This window comes from Desulfovibrio sp. JY (genome assembly GCA_021730285.1).
Lineage (GTDB): Bacteria > Desulfobacterota > Desulfovibrionia > Desulfovibrionales > Desulfovibrionaceae > Solidesulfovibrio.
Genome location: CP082962.1, coordinates 1,909,774 through 1,925,732, shown reverse-complemented (window position 1 = coordinate 1,925,732; position 15,959 = coordinate 1,909,774). Strand labels below are relative to the sequence as shown.

At 64.8% G+C, this 15,959-nt stretch carries 15 protein-coding genes; 12 read left to right on the top strand and 3 right to left on the bottom strand.

Annotation, left to right across the window (positions count from 1 at the left end; translation table 11 throughout):
- The first annotated feature begins 73 nt into the window (after nt 1-73).
- The 3 genes from K9F62_08600 to K9F62_08590 all read left to right on the top strand — a co-directional run bounded on the left by K9F62_08600 (nt 74) and on the right by K9F62_08590 (nt 3,931).
- Nucleotides 74-1,312 carry a serine hydroxymethyltransferase gene (locus tag K9F62_08600; GenBank protein ID UJX42715.1) on the top strand — a complete coding sequence of 413 codons (1,239 nt, stop codon included), beginning with the start codon at nt 74-76 and terminating at the stop codon, nt 1,310-1,312.
- 273 nt (nt 1,313-1,585) lie between these two features.
- Nucleotides 1,586-2,440, top strand: coding sequence for a phosphate/phosphite/phosphonate ABC transporter substrate-binding protein (locus tag K9F62_08595; GenBank protein UJX42714.1), 855 nt, complete (start codon nt 1,586-1,588; stop codon nt 2,438-2,440).
- 9 nt (nt 2,441-2,449) lie between these two features.
- The gene (locus K9F62_08590; GenBank protein ID UJX42713.1) at nt 2,450-3,931 is read left to right on the top strand and encodes a sensor domain-containing diguanylate cyclase; all 1,482 of its coding nucleotides are present in this window, start codon (nt 2,450-2,452) and stop codon (nt 3,929-3,931) included.
- Between the two features lie 97 nt (nt 3,932-4,028).
- Here the strand turns inward: K9F62_08590 and K9F62_08585 are convergent, their stop codons facing one another.
- The gene (locus K9F62_08585) at nt 4,029-4,289 is read right to left on the bottom strand and encodes a hypothetical protein (GenBank protein UJX42712.1); all 261 of its coding nucleotides are present in this window, start codon (nt 4,287-4,289) and stop codon (nt 4,029-4,031) included.
- Nucleotides 4,290-4,714: 425 nt separating this feature from the next.
- Here K9F62_08585 and K9F62_08580 point away from each other — a divergent pair, with 425 nt between their 5' ends.
- Both K9F62_08580 and ribD read left to right on the top strand, forming a co-directional pair.
- Nucleotides 4,715-5,179 carry a cytidine/deoxycytidylate deaminase family protein gene (locus K9F62_08580; protein UJX42711.1) on the top strand — a complete coding sequence of 155 codons (465 nt, stop codon included), beginning with the start codon at nt 4,715-4,717 and terminating at the stop codon, nt 5,177-5,179.
- Nucleotides 5,166-6,299 (top strand): bifunctional diaminohydroxyphosphoribosylaminopyrimidine deaminase/5-amino-6-(5-phosphoribosylamino)uracil reductase RibD, encoded by a 1,134-nt coding sequence (ribD, locus tag K9F62_08575; GenBank protein ID UJX42710.1) that lies wholly within the window; start codon nt 5,166-5,168, stop codon nt 6,297-6,299. The genes K9F62_08580 and ribD overlap by 14 nt, the downstream gene beginning before the upstream one ends.
- A gap of 28 nt (nt 6,300-6,327) precedes the next feature.
- On the opposite strand, the gene K9F62_08570 is transcribed toward ribD, so the two are convergent.
- A complete protein-coding gene (locus K9F62_08570; GenBank protein UJX42709.1) occupies nt 6,328-7,446 on the bottom strand; it encodes an AAA family ATPase in 1,119 nt (372 codons plus the stop codon).
- Nucleotides 7,447-7,603: 157 nt separating this feature from the next.
- On the opposite strand from K9F62_08570, the gene K9F62_08565 reads away from it, so the two are divergent.
- A complete protein-coding gene (locus K9F62_08565) occupies nt 7,604-8,401 on the top strand; it encodes a CvpA family protein (GenBank protein ID UJX43173.1) in 798 nt (265 codons plus the stop codon).
- A complete protein-coding gene (gene mazG, locus K9F62_08560) occupies nt 8,398-9,183 on the top strand; it encodes a nucleoside triphosphate pyrophosphohydrolase (GenBank protein ID UJX42708.1) in 786 nt (261 codons plus the stop codon). The genes K9F62_08565 and mazG overlap by 4 nt, the downstream gene beginning before the upstream one ends.
- A 188-nt stretch (nt 9,184-9,371) precedes the next feature.
- Here the strand turns inward: mazG and K9F62_08555 are convergent, their stop codons facing one another.
- Nucleotides 9,372-10,436 (bottom strand): linear amide C-N hydrolase, encoded by a 1,065-nt coding sequence (locus tag K9F62_08555; GenBank protein ID UJX42707.1) that lies wholly within the window; start codon nt 10,434-10,436, stop codon nt 9,372-9,374.
- A gap of 160 nt (nt 10,437-10,596) precedes the next feature.
- Here K9F62_08555 and K9F62_08550 point away from each other — a divergent pair, with 160 nt between their 5' ends.
- From K9F62_08550 to pgl, 5 genes are read left to right on the top strand one after another with little or no spacing between them, the layout of a single operon-like run.
- On the top strand, nt 10,597-11,958 hold the full coding sequence (locus K9F62_08550) for a deoxyribodipyrimidine photo-lyase (GenBank protein ID UJX42706.1): 1,362 nt from the start codon (nt 10,597-10,599) through the stop codon (nt 11,956-11,958).
- Nucleotides 11,955-12,686 (top strand): TVP38/TMEM64 family protein, encoded by a 732-nt coding sequence (locus tag K9F62_08545; protein UJX42705.1) that lies wholly within the window; start codon nt 11,955-11,957, stop codon nt 12,684-12,686. Before K9F62_08550 ends, K9F62_08545 begins: the two co-directional genes overlap by 4 nt.
- Nucleotides 12,683-13,600: a decarboxylating 6-phosphogluconate dehydrogenase gene (gene gnd, locus K9F62_08540; protein ID UJX42704.1), complete on the top strand. Its 918-nt coding sequence runs from the start codon at nt 12,683-12,685 to the stop codon at nt 13,598-13,600. The genes K9F62_08545 and gnd overlap by 4 nt, the downstream gene beginning before the upstream one ends.
- Nucleotides 13,601-13,603: 3 nt before the next feature.
- A complete protein-coding gene (gene zwf, locus K9F62_08535) occupies nt 13,604-15,151 on the top strand; it encodes a glucose-6-phosphate dehydrogenase (GenBank protein ID UJX42703.1) in 1,548 nt (515 codons plus the stop codon).
- Nucleotides 15,148-15,876, top strand: a complete 729-nt coding sequence (gene pgl / locus K9F62_08530; protein ID UJX42702.1) for a 6-phosphogluconolactonase — start codon at nt 15,148-15,150, stop codon at nt 15,874-15,876. Before zwf ends, pgl begins: the two co-directional genes overlap by 4 nt.
- The last annotated feature ends 83 nt before the right edge of the window (nt 15,877-15,959 follow it).

The window sequence follows — 15,959 nt, the reverse complement described above, 5'->3', positions numbered from 1 at the left end:
GCCACCGCAATCCTTTAACGGGGGGAGGCTCGATACCCGAGTTTCCCCCCGCGCGCTTTGGGAGGAGAGGCCCATGGAAGAACTGCTCATCGCCGACCCCGAAGTCGGGCGCGCCGTGTGCCAGGAGATCGACCGGCAGACCGGCAAGCTCGAAATGATCGCCTCGGAGAACTTCGTTTCCGTGGCCGTGCGCCAGGCACAGGGCAGCGTGCTTACCAACAAGTACGCCGAAGGCTATCCCGGCAAGCGCTACTACGGCGGCTGCGAATACGTGGACATCGCCGAGGATCTGGCCCGCGACCGGGTCAAGGCGCTTTTCGGGGCCGGCTACGCCAACGTGCAGCCCCATTCCGGCTCCCAGGCCAACATGGCCGTCTACTTCGCGGCCATGAAGCCCGGCGACACCCTGCTCGGCATGGACCTCTCCCACGGCGGCCACCTCACCCACGGTTCGCCCGTCAACTTTTCCGGCCGGCTTTACAACATCGTGTCCTACCACGTGAAAAAGGAAACCGGCACCATCGACTACGAAGAGGTCGAACGGTTGGCCAAGGAACACAAGCCCGCCGTGATCATGGCCGGGGCCAGCGCCTATCCCCGCATCATCGACTTCGCGCGCTTCCGGGCCATCGCCGACGAGGTCGGGGCCAAGCTCGTGGTGGACATGGCCCACATCGCCGGTCTGGTCGCCACAGGCCACCATCCCTCGCCCATCCCCTACGCCCACTACACCACCTCGACCACGCACAAGACCCTGCGCGGGCCGCGCGGCGGCCTGATCCTCTCTTCCGAGGAGTTCGGCAAGTCGCTTAATTCCCAGATTTTCCCCGGCATCCAGGGCGGCCCGCTCATGCACGTCATCGCGGCCAAGGCCGTGGCCTTCGGCGAGGCCCTGAAGCCCGCCTTCAAGACCTACCAGGGACAGGTGGTGAAAAACTGCCAGGTCCTGGCCAAGGGACTCATGGACGCCGGCTACGACCTGGTTTCCGGCGGCACGGACAACCACCTGGTGCTGGTCGATCTCACCAACAAGGACGTGACCGGCAAGGACGCCGAGCATGCCCTGGATCTGGCCGGCATCACGGTCAACAAGAACACGGTGCCCTTCGAGACGCGTTCGCCCTTTGTCACCTCGGGCGTGCGCATGGGCACGGCGGCCCTGACCACGCGCGGCATGGTCGAGGCGGACATCGAGAAGATCGTCGGCTGGATCGACGCGGCCATCGCCTCGCGGGAAAACGAGACCAAGCTGGACGAAATCCGCAAGGACGTGCAGACCTTCGCCAAGGGATTTCCGCTGTTCGCCTGGTAGAAAAGACTTGGGGGATTCCCCCAAAGCCCCTGCCGGGGAGCTTATTCTCCCCGGTTCATATAGCGCATCGGGCCGGTGGGACGTTTCGTCCCGCCGGCCCGATGTTGTTTCAGGCCCGGCGCTATCACCTTCTCCCCGCCGCTCCCGAGCCTTTGTCTATTGCCACGATAGAGAAACTATGCAACGTTATTACGTGCGCCATAAGGACGTGTTCGTGAAAATGCGAGGCCCGCGCAAAGCTCTCCGCCCCGGGCCATACTGCGGATTTCCCCTATGCTCGTTAAATTCTTCATGACCGTCCTTGTGGCCTTTTGCCTCATTGGCAACGCCCTGGCCATGCCGATCAAGATCGCCGTCTTCCCTTCCAACGACCCCAAAAAGCTCCAGACCGTCATGGACGTCCTCGCCGCCTACCTCCACGAAAAAACCGGAGACGACGTCAAGGCCGTGGTCACTCGCGACTATGCTGAACTGGCCGAGCGGCTGCGCGAGGAAAGCGTTGACATTGCCTGGCTCAACACCCTCAACTACGTGAGACTCAAGGCGGAACTCCCCGCAGTGCGCTACATCGCCACCTACATGGAAGAAAATGAAGCCACGGGCAATGTCACGCCCTTTTACCAGTCCTACATCGTGGCGCTCAAAAAAAGCGGCTACACCAGCCTCAACGACCTCAAAGGCAAACGTTTCGCCTTCACCGACGTGGGCTCCACCTCGGGCTACGCCTATCCCAACATGCTGTTGCGCAAAAACGGCATCGACCCGGACACGTATTTCAAGATCGTCTTCTTTCTCAAAAAACACGACCGGGTCATCGAGGCCTTGCTTTCCGGAGCCGTCGATGCCGGGGCGGTGTCCGACGGCACCTACTTCACGGCCAAGCGCAACCACGGAGACCAATTTGTCATCCTGGCCACATCGGCCCCCATTCCCCTGGACGCCATCGTGGCCCGGGAAAACCTGCCCGACGCAGTGGTCGCGCGCTACCGGAGCGCCTTGGCCGCCATGCCCCGGGACCACCTGTTCTGCCGGAAAATGCGCCAGATTCTCGGCTGGAGCGCCGCCGGTTTCGAGGTCCGGGGAGACGCCTTCTACGATTCCACCCGCGAAGCCCTGCACTTGAAATAGGCCTTGACCGTGTCCTTACGCTACAAACTGCTCATGCTCATGGTCACGCCCATCGTGGTTTTGTGCGGCGTGCACATGCTGGAATTGGAACGGGTCACGTCCGGTTTCGAACAGGCCCTGCTCGCCCACAGAAATCAGGCGACAAGAGCCGTGGCCCACAACCTGGAAAACGCCATCAACGCCCTGGGCAGGATCACGGTCAACCTCTCCCATCCCAAAGAAATCGTACGCGCCGTCCTGACGGCGGACAACGAAGTGCTCTTCGACTGGAGCCATTCCTTCACCAAGAACGTCGGCGTCATCCTCTTTGCCGACGTCCGAGGCCTGGTCCTGTCCCGGGCGCCCGACGAGTTCCATTTCGGCGATGCCGTTGCCGACAGCGTCTGGTTCAAACGAGCCCTTCACGAAGGAAGCTTTTACGGCATTGCCACGGTCGACGGCGTGCCGAGCCTGGTCGGCGCCCGCACCGTGCGCAAATACGACGACATGCCCGTGGGCGTGGTTTGCGTGGCCGTGCCCATCACCCCGGCCTGGCTGGCCAGCTTTACCGACGACCGGCAGGTCCTGCGCGTCCAAACGCCGGCCGGCATCATCGCCAGCGTCCCGACTCCGCCCGACACGCAGCCGCCCCAGCCCCTGGACCTTGCCAACATCGGCTTCGCCGCCCCGACAGCCTTTTCCGTGGCCTTTCTGCCCGATCCCCAATACCGCGAGCTGGTGGGCCTGAAAAAAAGCCTGCTGGCCAGCGGCGGCGTCACGGCCCTGGTCACGATCCTGGCGCTCATCCTCATTTTGAGCCGGCAACTGCGGCCCTACACGGCCGTCGTCGAAAACCTCCTGGCCTACTCCCGCAACGCCCTCTCCCTGGAACGGTTGCGGGAACGGCTGAAACGGCTCTCTCCCCGCCGGGAAAACGAACTGTACCGTATCGTCGACGCCCTCATGCACATGATCGTCACCATCGAACACAATTTCGACCGCATGGAAGGCTACGCGGACGAACTCGAAATCCTGGCCAACACCGACGCCCTGACCGGCCTCAACAACCGCAAAGCCATCAACGAAACCCTGGACGCCGCCATGGCGCATTTCGAAAAGGACGACACGCCCTTTGCCGTACTGATGCTGGACATCGACCGGTTCAAGGCCGTCAACGACACCCATGGACATCAGGCCGGCGATACGGTGCTTCGGACCGTGGCCGATATTTTGCGGGCCAATTGCCGCCAGCGCGACGCCGTGAGTCGCTGGGGCGGCGAGGAATTTTTGATCGTGTCCCAGGGAGGCGACGCCAACGACGCACGCGCCCTGGCCGAACGACTCCGCGCCGCCGTGGCCGCCGGCCGCTTTCCCGCGGCGGAACAGGTGACCGTCAGCATCGGCGTGGTGTGCGCGCGCAAGGACGACACCCTCGACAGCCTGATCAGCCGGGCGGACGCGGCGCTCTACGCGGCCAAGCACGCCGGCCGCAACACCATACGGCAGTCCTGAATATGGCGAGTGCCCACAGAAAAAGCCCCCGGGGACACTGTCGCCGGGGGCTTTGTACGTCAGGCCTGTGGCCGGATCGGGAAGCGGGGCGTTGGGTCTAACGCGCCCAGGGGCTGCCGAACCCGGTGCCGTCCAGAGGCTGCGGCTGGGTGCCATCGCCGTAGCCGAGCCCAAGACCGAGACCCGTTGTGGGGGTGCCGGTACCAAGGCACGTTCCCGCAAGCGATCCCGCAAAACCCTGCGGCGTATCATCGCCGTCCATCCACCACGGGCCGAACCCCATACCGCTTTGCGCGTAGGCCATGGCACTTGCCAACACCGTCAGAGCCAACACCGTTCCCATCAGAAGCTTTTTCATCCCAATCCCCTTTGTCTGATTTGCATGATGGGAAAGCAAAAGCGATGCCACAAAATATCATCCAGTATATACGCCAATTTAAAAGGTTAGACAAAACAATATGCTTAAAATTTATACACCAAAGTCACCACACCTGTCGCTTTTTTATGCGGATGAATGCTCAAGAGACAATACATCAGGCAATGTGCAACAGTCATTTCTCCAGAAATAAAACGGTTCACACAAAAATATACATATACGCTATGAAATACACCTTCCCCATACGCCTCCGTCTTGACGCCTCCCCCCGCCTTGGTCCACTCTGACCCGTCATCCCCTTTTGAAGTTTTTCGGGAGGGTGGGGGTCCGGGGGAGGGAACCCCTTTTTCCAAAAAGGGGTTCCCTCCCCCGGTTCCGCTTCCCCGCCCCCCCACGGAGTCACCACCATGGATAATCGCCTGCCCTGGCCGGCATATTTCATGCGCATCGCCTATCTCGTGGCCGAGCGCAGCACCTGCCTGCGCCGCAAGGTCGGCGCCGTGGCCGTCAGGGACCGTCGCATCCTGGCCACGGGCTACAACGGTTCGCCGTCCGGCACCGCCCACTGCCTGGATATCGGCTGCCTGCGCGAACAGATGGGCATCCCCTCGGGCGAACGCCACGAACTGTGCCGGGGCCTGCACGCCGAGCAAAACGTCATCATCCAATGCGCCCTGCACGGCGTGCCCATCGCCGGCGCGGACATCTACTGCACCACCCAGCCGTGCCTGATCTGCACCAAGATGCTGATCAACTGCCAGATCAACCACATCTATTTCAGCCAGGGTTATCCCGATCCGCTCTCGGCCAAGATGATCGCCGAGGCCGGCATCGGCTTCGAAGTACTGGAGGGCGATTATGGCCCCTGTTGATGCGGATTTCATGGCCCGGGCCCTGGAACTGGCCGAGCGCGGCCGGGGATACGTCATGCCCAATCCCCGGGTCGGCGCGGTGCTGGTCAAAGACGGGGCCATCGTGGCCGAAGGCTGGCACAAGGTGTTCGGCGGGCCCCATGCCGAAGTGGAATGCCTGCACGACGCCGAGAGAAAAGGCGTCTCGCCGGCCGGCTGCACCATGTACGTGACCCTCGAGCCATGCAACCATTTCGGCAAGACCCCGCCGTGCTCGCGAACGCTTTTGGACGCGGGCGTCGCCCGCGTGGTCGTCGGCTGCCTGGACCCCAATCCCGTGGCCGGCGGCGGGACAGCGCTGCTGCGCCAGGAAGGGGTGGAAGTCACGGTCGGCGTGCTCGAATCCCAATGCCGCGAGGCCGTGGCCGATTTCATCACCTGGCAGACCCTGGGGCGCCCCTACGTGACGGTGAAGCTGGCCATGACCCTGGACGGCCGCATCGCCACCCGCACCGGCGACGCCGCCTGGGTAAGCTGCGAAGCATCCCGGGAGCGCGTCCACGTCATGCGCGCAGCGTCCTCGGCCGTGATGGTCGGCGGCGGCACGCTGCGCGCCGACAATCCCCGGCTGACCCACCGCTTGGCGGAGAATCACCCGCTGGCCCACAATCCCCAGCCTCTCGGCGTGGTGGTGACGCGGCAGTTGCCGGCGGCGGACGCGCGGCTGGCGTTGCTCAAGGAGCGTCCGACCCGGCTCGTTTTCCTGACCGACGCCAAGGCGGCCGCGTCGCCTGTTGCCACGCAACTGGAAAAGGCCGGGGTGCGGGTGTGGGGACTGCCCAAGGCGACGAACGGCGGCGGGCTCGGTCTGGCGGCGGGGCTGGCTAGGTTGCGCCAGGAGGCTCGCGTCTTCGCGCTGCTGTGCGAAGGCGGCGGGGAACTGGCCGCCAGCCTGCTGGGCCAGGGGCTGGCCGACGAACTGGTGATTTTCTACGCGCCCAAGGTGCTTGGCGATGCGGCGGCCGTGCCCGGATTTTCCGGGCTGACCGTTGCCCGCATGGCGGATGCGACGCAGCTGCGCTTCACCAGTATGGAACGCGTGGGCACGGACGTCATGGTCCGGCTGCGCCCGCCGGCTTAGCGCCCCGGGGCATCCCCGGTTCCGCGCCCTAATCCATCCGGCACAGGTACTGCGTGACCGTTTCCTGGTCGATGGTCAGGGTCGGTCCGGACTCGGTTTGGGCGAAACGCGGCGAGTGGAACGGATCGAACTCGTGGGGCGCGATCAGGCCGTTGAATATCTCGCGCAGGGCCCGGGCGCCGATACGGCTGTTCTTGACCGCCGCCTCGGCAATGGCGTCCACCGCCCCCTCCGTCACAGCCAACCGGATGCCCATGTACCGGAAGTACTCCATGGTCAGGCGCAACGGCGAATTGGCGGATTCGAGAAATATCCGGCGCAACTCCTCCTTGCCCAGGTCATCGAGCACGGCGATGGAGCCGAAGCGGGAAATGAACTGCGGCATCATGCCGTAGGTGAAAAGATCGGCCAGGCGCAGGTAGTCGCACAACTTGAACCGGGTCACCGTGCGCACCGAAACCGTTCCGTCGGCCCGGCGCTCCACCTCGGAGACCTCCTTGAGCCGCCTGTCGTCGCGCCGGTTGACCAGGCAGCCGTAGACCTGGTCGTAAAGCTCCTCAAAGGCCCCGCCGCAGATGAAAAGCAGCCGGCCCGTATCCAGGGCCAGGTCGACCTCCGTCTCGCGCCCGTCCTCCATGACCTTGGCCCGGTAGAGGAACTGTTCGCCTTCGAGCATGGTCAAAAGCGCATACTGGGTGGCGATGCCCGAAACGTTGGACTTGCCCGAGATGCGCCCGGAAATCTTGTCCACCTCGTCCACGCACACCGTGGCGTTTTCCAGGTATTCCTTCAGTTCGGCCGCCGTGAGATGCGCGCCGAAAAGCACCCTGGCCCGCGCCTCCAGCTTGTTGAAAAGCCGTGTCGTGCGATCCTCGCCCACCACCTCGGCGGCGAGCGTGTTGGCGTTTATCACGATCATGACCCGCAGTTTGGCCAGCGAGTCGTGGGCCTCGTAAAAAGCGGCGATGGCCTGCATCAGCGTGGTCTTGCCCGTGCCGGAGTTGCCGACGAGCAGGACGTTCGGCGCGGGCAGGCCGTGGATGTGCTTGTAAAGCGATACGCTGATGCGCGTAAGCAGGTCTTTCTGGCCGAGCACGCGCTTGGCCAGGAAAGCGTCTATACCAAGGGGGAGCAGGGACTCTTCCATACACGCATCCTTTCCGGGTTGCCTTTCTCTACCTGCTTCGGCGCGCCCGGACAAGCTCGTGGGACGATCCCTGCCGGCGCGCTTGGTTTTTGAAGGGGCATTTGCTAAGAGGCGGGTGCGCATGGTGGCGCGGCAACCGCTAACCTCCCGGGATTTCATGCCGACGCTCAATATCGCCGACCTGCTTCTCGCCATAATCTGGCTCTTCTTCAGCATCCGGGGCTACATGCGCGGTCTGGTCAAGGAAGCCGGATCGCTGGCCGCCATCGTGCTGGGCTTCTACTGCGCCGGCGCCTACCACAAGGCCCTGGCCCCGCACCTGACCGGTTTCATCTCCGGCAATTACGCCGGCACCGCCGCCTACATCATCCTTTTCACCGCCACCCTGCTCGGGGTCTGGTTCCTGGCGCTCGGCATCTCCGGCATGGTCAAGGTGACCACGACCCAGTGGGCGGACAGGCTTTTCGGCGGCGCCTTCGGCCTGGCCAAGGGCGTGGTGCTGACCGCAGTGCTGCTGTTTCTCATCCACCTGGCCGCGCCGCATCCGGATTTCCTCAAAGGGTCGCTCCTGGTGCCCCAGCTGGAAAAGGTCAGCGTCAAGCTCGCCCGCTACATCCCGCCGGACCTCAACGAAAAGCTGCGCCACCTCGGCAAAAAGGACGCGGCCGCCACAGTGACGCCCGCCGTCGTGAAAAAAAAGAGTGAACCGGACAAGGCGCCGACCGCGAAAAAACCGCCCGAACCCGAAAAGAAGCCGGCCGAAAAGCCCAAAGAGGCCCCCGAAAAAAAACACGGGGAAAAGCCCAAGGCCCAGCCCGAGAAAAAAGCCGACGACACGGAAAAGAAAACGTCGCGGCATAAAAAGACCGCCACGCCCGCCCAGGAAACGGCGGCCAAGACGACATCCCATGCCAAAGCGGCCCAGCACGCCGCAGCAACAGAGAAGAAACCATGAGTGCAAACACCACGGCCGAAGCCCTGGCCCGCTTGCAAGGCGTGCTCGACGCCCTGCTCGCCCCGGACGGCTGCCCCTGGGACAAGACCCAGACCCCCCGCAGCCTGTGCGATTACGTCATCGAGGAAGCGTTCGAACTGGTGGACTGCATCCGCGCGGACGACCCGGCCGGCACGGCCGAGGAACTCGGCGACGTCCTGTTCCTGCTGCTTTTCATCGCCACGCTGTCCGCCAAGCGCGGCGACTTCACCCTGGCCGACGCCTTGACGGTCGCCTCGGACAAGATGGTGCGCCGCCATCCCCACGTGTTCGGCGACGTGAAGGTGGAAACCCGCGAAGAGCTGCTCAAAAACTGGGAACGCATCAAGCGCACCGAAAAGGACAAGGACCACCAGGGCGTCTTCGCCACCCTGCCCAAGGGCCTGCCGCCGCTTTTGAAGGCCTACCGCATCCACTCCAAGGCCGCCCGGTCCGGCTTCACCTGGGACTCCGACGCGGCCATGCGCCAAAGCCTCGACGCGGAGAAAGCCGAATTCGACGCCGCCGTGGCCTCGGGCGACGCCGAAGCCATGGCCGAGGAATTCGGCGATTACCTCTTTTCCCTGGCCGAATACGGCCGCCGGCTGGGCCTTAAGGCCAACAGCTGCCTGGACATGGCCAACAACAAGTTCCTCACACGCTACAAGGCCATGGAAGCCCTGGCCAAAGCGCGGGGCCTCGACCTCGACAGCCTGGACATGCCCGCCAAAAACGCCCTGTGGGATGAAGTGAAGAAAGGGTAGAGAGGGAAGAGATAGGAAAGTGCGAGAGGGGAACCCTTTTTGAAAAAAGGGTTCCCCTCTCGCGCTCTCCCCTCCCCAAAACTTTTAACGGTGACCAGTTGTAACCGTGAAAGATCTTTGGAAAGGGGGTCCGGGGGGAGAACCTTTCTGCAAGAAAGGTTTCCCCCCGGTTCCGTTTTCAGCCCCTTCTATTGCTTGGGCGTGTACGGCAGGAAGACGAAAGGGGCGGCGGGAACGAACTTGTCCGCCGTGTTCCCGGAGTAGATTTCCCCGCCCGTCAGGGTCAGCTTCCTGACCGGCGCTCCCTTGGTGAGATCCAGATCGCCCAGCTTGACCCAGAAAATCGAGGGGCTGGTGGCGCTGTCGAAATAGTAGGTCAGGTCCTTCTGGTCGCTGAAGGTGCGCCACAGGGTGGGGGCGATGTTGGGCTGTCCCGGGCTCGAAACCCCGCGCGGCACGGACACGGCGCGCATCACGCCGACAATGCCGGCCAGGGCCTCGTGCGCGTCGGCCGTTTGGGGAAGCAGGCCCAGAAAGTAGGAAGCGCGCACGAAACGGTCCGACGCCCGGGCCGTGCCCGGCAGAAAAGCCTGGCCGCCCACGGTGTTCCAGTAGGTATCGAGCGCCAGTTGCTGGCTGAAGATCGGGGAGTTGGTCATCACCTGGTACTGCCGGCCGTGGTGGATGACCAGCTTGCCGCCCACGTATTCGAAGATGGCCGAATCACCGCTGGCGTCGGACAGCGACAGGTGCAGGGCCGACGCAGCGCCGTTGGGCAGCGCCGGGGCAACGATGACGAAGGGCTCCGGGGCCAGCGCCTTGACCGCCTCGGCCACGGTGGCGAAATTGTCCAGCGCATACTGGGCCCAGGCCATGACGTTGAGGCGCTTTTTCCCCTTGACCGGCGTGCCGTAATCCGCCTCGGACAGATAGAGCACATTGGCCGCCAGCCCCTTTTCGTTCATGCCGTCGGCGGTGCCGACGTCGTAGCCCGTCGCCACGACGCTGCCGTACTTCGAGGTCCAGGTCACGGAGTCCGGCCCGGCCGCGCCGTCCCGGGCCATGCCTCGGGGAAAAGCCCAGAGATTGGATTTGATGTCCTCCGTCCAATCCATGGACCGGCCGGTGATGACCATGCCGTCCTTGCCGAGGTACACTGCCCGGGAACAGGCCCGCGCGCCGGGGGGAGCGAGAAGGAGCAGCGCCACGGCCAAAACGGCCACGGTCGTCAGGTACGATATGCCGTTACCCATAAAAAAATGCCCTCCGGTTACAGTGATGCCGCCCGTCGACGTTCCATGAGCGGCGGGGGGTGCATTTGTGACCCTACGGCAAAAACCGATCACGGAGCAAGGCTGATCGACATTCGCCGGCCGGCTTGCCTTGATCCCCCCGACGGCCTACAAGGGGAAAATGCAGGTCCATCCCGCCCGCATCCGTTCCCTGGCAAGCCCGCCCGGACGTTCCGGGGCCGTTGTCTATTGGATGAGCCGCGATCAGCGCGCCGTCGACAACTGGGCCCTGCTCCACGCCGCGTCCCTGGCCGGGGAGGCCGGCGCACCGCTTGTCGTGGCCTTCGCCCTGGCCCCCGCCTTTCCCGGCGCGACCAGCCGCCATTATGCCTTCATGCTGGCGGGGCTGGCCCAAACAGAGGCGGCACTGCGCGCCCACGGCATACCGCTCGTCGTGCTCACGGGCGAACCGGGCCTTACGGTGCCGGCTTTTTTGCACAGCGTGGACGTCGGCGTCTGCGTGACGGATTTCGATCCGCTGCGCATCAAACGTGTCTGGAGGGCGGCCGTGGCCGTGACCTCACCCGCCGCCCTGGTCGAGGTCGACGCCCACAACGTGGTGCCCTGCTTTGCCGCCTCGCAAAAGCGCGAATACGCCGCCGCCACCCTGCGCCCGAAAATCCATCGCCTGCTGCCCGACTTCCTGGAACCGTTCCCCGAGCTGCCGACATTTCCGGCCGGCAACCTGGACGGGTTCGCGCCCGTCGACTGGGCGGCGGCCGTCGCCTTTGTCCAGGCCGACCCGGCCGTGCCGCCGGTTACATCCATCATCCCCGGGAGCGCGGCCGCGACACAGGTCCTGGACGATTTCATCCACGACAGGCTGGAAATATACGCCGCGCGCCGCAACGATCCCAACGCCGGGGCAACTTCCGGCCTGTCGCCCTATTTCCACTTCGGCCAGCTCGCGCCCCAGCGGGCGGCCCTGGCCGCGCTTGACGCCCGCTCGCGCGCCCAGGACGGCGCGGACGCCTTTTTGGAGGAACTTGTCGTGCGCCGGGAACTGGCCGACAACTTCTGCCTCTACGAACCCGAGTACGACCGCTTCGAGGCCCTGCCCGAATGGGCCCAAAAGACCCTGGCCGCCCATGCCGCCGATCCCCGGCCGTACTGCTACGACCGCGAGACCTTTGCCGCCGCCGCCACCCACAGCGCGCTTTGGAACGCGGCCGAGCGGCAGCTTTTGCGCGAGGGGCGCATCCACGGCTATATGCGCATGTACTGGGCCAAAAAGATCCTGGAATGGTCGCAAACGCCCCGGGAGGCCCTGGAAACGGCCCTGCATCTCAACGACCGCTTTGCTCTGGACGGGCGCGACCCCAATGGCGTGGTCGGGGTGCTCTGGTCCGTTGGCGGGCTGCACGACCGCCCCTGGGCGAACCGCCCGGTCTACGGCCAGGTGCGCTACATGAACGAACGCGGCTGCCGTCGCAAATTCGATGTGGACGCCTACATCGCCCGCTATCCGGAGAACGCCGCATGACCGCCAAAACGGCTGGCAAGCTCTTCCTCGTCGTCCTGGTCGTGGCCGCCATCGCCGTCTTTTTCGGCCTGGGGCTCGAGCGGCATCTGACCCTCGACAACCTCAAGGCCTCGCGGGAAACGCTGGGCACGGCCTACGCCGCCGCCCCGGCCCGCTTTCTGGCCGCCTATTTCGGGATCTACGTCCTGGTCGCCGCCCTGAGCCTTCCCGGAGCCACGGTGCTGACCCTGGCCGGCGGGGCGCTGTTCGGCTTTTGGACCACCCTGATCGTGGTTTCCTTCGCCAGTACCATCGGGGCGACCGTCGCCTGCGCCCTGGCCCGCTTTCTTTTCCGCGAGGCCATAACGCGCCGCATCGGCGGCCGCGTTGCCGCCATCGACGCCGGCATCGCCAAGGAAGGCGCATTTTACCTTTTCACCTTGCGCCTGATTCCCCTGTTCCCCTTTTTCGTCATCAACGCGGCCATGGGGCTCACCGCCCTGCCGCTACGTACCTTCTACGTCGTGTCCCAGCTCGGCATGCTCCCGGGCACGGCGGTCTTCGTCAACGCCGGCACCCAGCTCGGCAAGCTCACGTCGCTTTCCGGCATTCTCTCGCCGACGCTCCTGGTCTCTTTTGCCCTGCTCGGCATCTTTCCCCTGGCGGCCAAAAAGGCCGTCGCCTTCGCCCGCGCCCGGCGGGCGCAAACGGCCCGCAAGGGCGCAACCACTCCCGGAGAAACACCATGAAAATCGGCATGATCGGCCTTGGACGCATGGGGCTCAACATGGCCAGACGGCTGGTTCGCGGCGGCATCGAAATCGTCGCCTACAATCGCACCGTGCAAAAAGCCGTGGATTTCGCGGCCGAGGAAGGCAAGAACGCCGCGGCGGCCCAGACCATGGCCGAACTGGTCAAAATGCTCCCCGCCCCGCGTGTGATCTGGCTCATGCTCCCGGCCGGCGGCCCCACCGACGAGCACGTGGACGAACTGCTGCCGCTGCTTTCCCCCGGCGACACCATCGTCGACGGCGGCAACACCATGTACCGCGACGACCTGCGCCGGCACAAAGCCGCCGGAGACAGGGGCATCCGCTACTGCGACGCCGGCGTCAGCGGCGGCATCTGGGGCCTGGCCGAGGGCTACTGCATCATGATCGGCGGCGAACCCGAAGTGGTCGGCCCCATAAAGCCCGCCCTGGACGTGCTGACCGGTCCCGGCGGCAACCTGCACACCGGCCCCATCGGCTCCGGACACTTCGTCAAGATGGTCCACAACGGCATCGAATACGGCATGATGCAGGCCTATGCCGAAGGCTTCGAGATCCTGGCCGCCTCGCAGTTCGGCGAGGACCTGGATTTCCCGGCCATCTGCGACCTGTGGAACCACGGCTCGGTGGTGCGCTCGTGGCTTCTGGAACTGGCCCAGCGCGCCTTTACCGAAGACCGCCGGCTGGAATCCCTGAAACCCTATGTGGACGACTCGGGCGAGGGTCGCTGGACGGTCAATGCCGCCGTGGAAACGGCCGTGTCCGCCCCGGTCATCACCATGGCGCTTTTCGAGCGGTTCCGCTCGCGCCAGGACAATTCCTTCCAGGACCGGGTCCTGGCGGCGCTGCGCAACCAGTTCGGCGGCCATGCCGTCAAAAAACGGGAGGAGTAGTACATGGCCGACGCTCCCACGCCGGGCGTGGCCGAGGTCGTCCTCGGCCGGCCCAAAAATCCCTTTCCCGAGGCGGCCTGCCGCTTCGACGCGGTGGAAGACCCGGTCACCATCATCATCTTCGGGGTCACCGGCGATCTGGCCGGCCGCATGCTCATGCCGGCCCTGGCCGCCCTCTACGAGGGCGGCAACCTGCCGGAAAACTTCGCCGTGGTCGGGGCAAGCCGCACCGACTTAAACGACGATTCCTTCCGCGAACGCATGCGCCGGTCCATCGAGACCCACGGCGCCATCCCCCCCGGCCAATGGGAAAAACTGGCCCCGCGCCTGACCTACCGGCAGGTGCACTACGACGACCCGGCCTCGTTTAGCATGCTGGCCGAGTACCTCGACGGGATGTGCGAAGCCTCGGGCCTTGGCGGCAACCGCGTCTTCTACCTGGCCGTGCCGCCCACGGCCTACGAGGACATCGCCGTCAACCTGGCCAAGGCCGGATTGGCCGAGGAGACCAAGGGCTATTCCCGGCTGGTCATCGAAAAGCCCTTCGGCCACGATCTGGCCACGGCCCAGGTGCTGGAGCAGGCGCTGCACACCCGGTTCTCCGAGCACCAGATTTTCCGCATCGACCACTACCTGGCCAAGGAAACGGTGCAGAACATCCTGATGCTGCGCTTTGCCAACGCCATCTTCGAGCCGGTTTGGAACAGGCGCTACGTCGATTACGTCAGCATCATGGCCGCCGAGTCCATCGGCGTCGAACACCGCGCGTCGTACTACGACCATTTCGGCGTGTTGCGCGACATGTTCCAGAACCACATGATGCAGCTGCTCGCGCTTTGCGCCATCGAGCCGCCGTCGCTTTTCGAGGCGGAGCTCGTGCGCGACGAGAAGACCAAGGTCTTCCGGGCGCTGCGCCCCTTCAACGAGCACGACCTGCGCGAAAACCTCGTGTTGGGCCAGTACGCCTCGGGCGTGGCCGGCGGCGAACGCGCCCCGGCCTACCTCGACGAGGAAGGCGTGCCAGGGGATTCGACAACGCCCACCTTCGCCGCCATGAAGGTCTACGTGGACAACTGGCGCTGGCAGGGCGTGCCGTTCTACATGGTTTCGGGCAAGCGGCTCGCCGCCAAGCGTACGGAAATCGCGGTCCAGTTCAAGCCCGTACCCTATTCCATGTTCCGGGAAATCTTCGGCGACCATATCAAGGCCAACCGGCTGACCCTGCGCATCCAGCCCGACGAGCAGGTGAGCCTGACCTTCCAGGCCAAGGCCCCCGGCCCCATGTGCCTGCGCTCGGTGACCATGAACTTCAACTATTACCAGGGCTACGAAGGCCCGTCCCTGTCCGCCTACGCCAAGGTGCTGCTCGACTGCATGCTCGGCGACCAGACGCTTTTCTGGCGGCAGGACGGGGTGGAGCTGTGCTGGAAATTCCTGGCCCCCATGCTCGGCGAGGCCGACCCCGACCGGCTGTTTCTCTACAAGGCCGGTTCCTGGGGACCGCAGGAGGCCGGAAAGTTCCTCAAGGCCCACGGGCTGGCGGCATCATGACCGCCCGGGTGGAAACCTTCCCAAGCCCGGCCGCCATGGCCGAGGCGGCCCTGGCCTATCTGACGCACGCGGCACGGGAGTCGACGGCCGCCCGGGGCCGGTTCGTCCTGGCCCTGTCCGGCGGCTCGACCCCGCTGCCGCTCTATGACGCCATGGCCCGGCATGGCGTCGGCGCGCCATGGAAGGACACGCTTTTTTTCTTCGGCGATGAGCGCTTCGTCCCCGTGGGCGATCCGCGCAGCAACTTCGGGGCAATCTCGCCCATCCTCTTCACCCCCGCCCCCATTCCGGTCGACAACATCCGGCCCATGCCCGTGGAAATCACGCCCCCCGCAGCCGCGGCCGCGGCCTACGAAGAGGAACTGCGCCAGGCGCTCGGGGCCGAATCGGAAGCGATCCCGCGTTTCGACCTGATCCTGCTCGGCATGGGCCCGGACGGACACACGGCCTCCATCTTCCCGGGCGGCCCCATCCTCCCGGTTCGCGACAAACTGGTCGCCGACGCGCCGCCCCCGACCACGGGCAAGCCCCAGGTGCCCCGGCTGACCTTCACCCTGCCCCTTATAAACGCCGCCAGACGCGTGCTCTTTCTGGTCACGGCCAAGGGCAAGGAACAGGCGCTTACGCAAGCCCTGGCCGACACGCCCGACCCGGCCGTGCCGGCGTCCCTCGTGCGCCCGCAGAAGGGGGAACTGGTCTGGATGATCGACGAAGCAGGGAAGTAGGAGAAGTAGGAGAGGAAAACGAAGCGTGCGAGAGGGGAAACCCTTTTGCAAAGGGTTTCCCCTCTCGCGCTCTCCCCTTCCTA

What these genes read in the sequence shown, in the direction of transcription:
- K9F62_08600 (UJX42715.1), top strand. Translation starts at nt 74, where the DNA reads ATGGAAGAACTGCTCATCGCCGACCCCGAAGTCGGGCGCGCCGTGTGC.
- K9F62_08595 (UJX42714.1), top strand. Translation starts at nt 1,586, where the DNA reads ATGCTCGTTAAATTCTTCATGACCGTCCTTGTGGCCTTTTGCCTCATT.
- K9F62_08585 (UJX42712.1), bottom strand. Translation starts at nt 4,289, where the DNA reads ATGAAAAAGCTTCTGATGGGAACGGTGTTGGCTCTGACGGTGTTGGCA.
- K9F62_08580 (UJX42711.1), top strand. Translation starts at nt 4,715, where the DNA reads ATGGATAATCGCCTGCCCTGGCCGGCATATTTCATGCGCATCGCCTAT.
- ribD (UJX42710.1), top strand. Translation starts at nt 5,166, where the DNA reads ATGGCCCCTGTTGATGCGGATTTCATGGCCCGGGCCCTGGAACTGGCC.
- K9F62_08570 (UJX42709.1), bottom strand. Translation starts at nt 7,446, where the DNA reads ATGGAAGAGTCCCTGCTCCCCCTTGGTATAGACGCTTTCCTGGCCAAG.
- K9F62_08565 (UJX43173.1), top strand. Translation starts at nt 7,604, where the DNA reads ATGCCGACGCTCAATATCGCCGACCTGCTTCTCGCCATAATCTGGCTC.
- mazG (UJX42708.1), top strand. Translation starts at nt 8,398, where the DNA reads ATGAGTGCAAACACCACGGCCGAAGCCCTGGCCCGCTTGCAAGGCGTG.
- K9F62_08555 (UJX42707.1), bottom strand. Translation starts at nt 10,436, where the DNA reads ATGGGTAACGGCATATCGTACCTGACGACCGTGGCCGTTTTGGCCGTG.
- K9F62_08550 (UJX42706.1), top strand. Translation starts at nt 10,597, where the DNA reads ATGCAGGTCCATCCCGCCCGCATCCGTTCCCTGGCAAGCCCGCCCGGA.
- K9F62_08545 (UJX42705.1), top strand. Translation starts at nt 11,955, where the DNA reads ATGACCGCCAAAACGGCTGGCAAGCTCTTCCTCGTCGTCCTGGTCGTG.
- gnd (UJX42704.1), top strand. Translation starts at nt 12,683, where the DNA reads ATGAAAATCGGCATGATCGGCCTTGGACGCATGGGGCTCAACATGGCC.
- zwf (UJX42703.1), top strand. Translation starts at nt 13,604, where the DNA reads ATGGCCGACGCTCCCACGCCGGGCGTGGCCGAGGTCGTCCTCGGCCGG.
- pgl (UJX42702.1), top strand. Translation starts at nt 15,148, where the DNA reads ATGACCGCCCGGGTGGAAACCTTCCCAAGCCCGGCCGCCATGGCCGAG.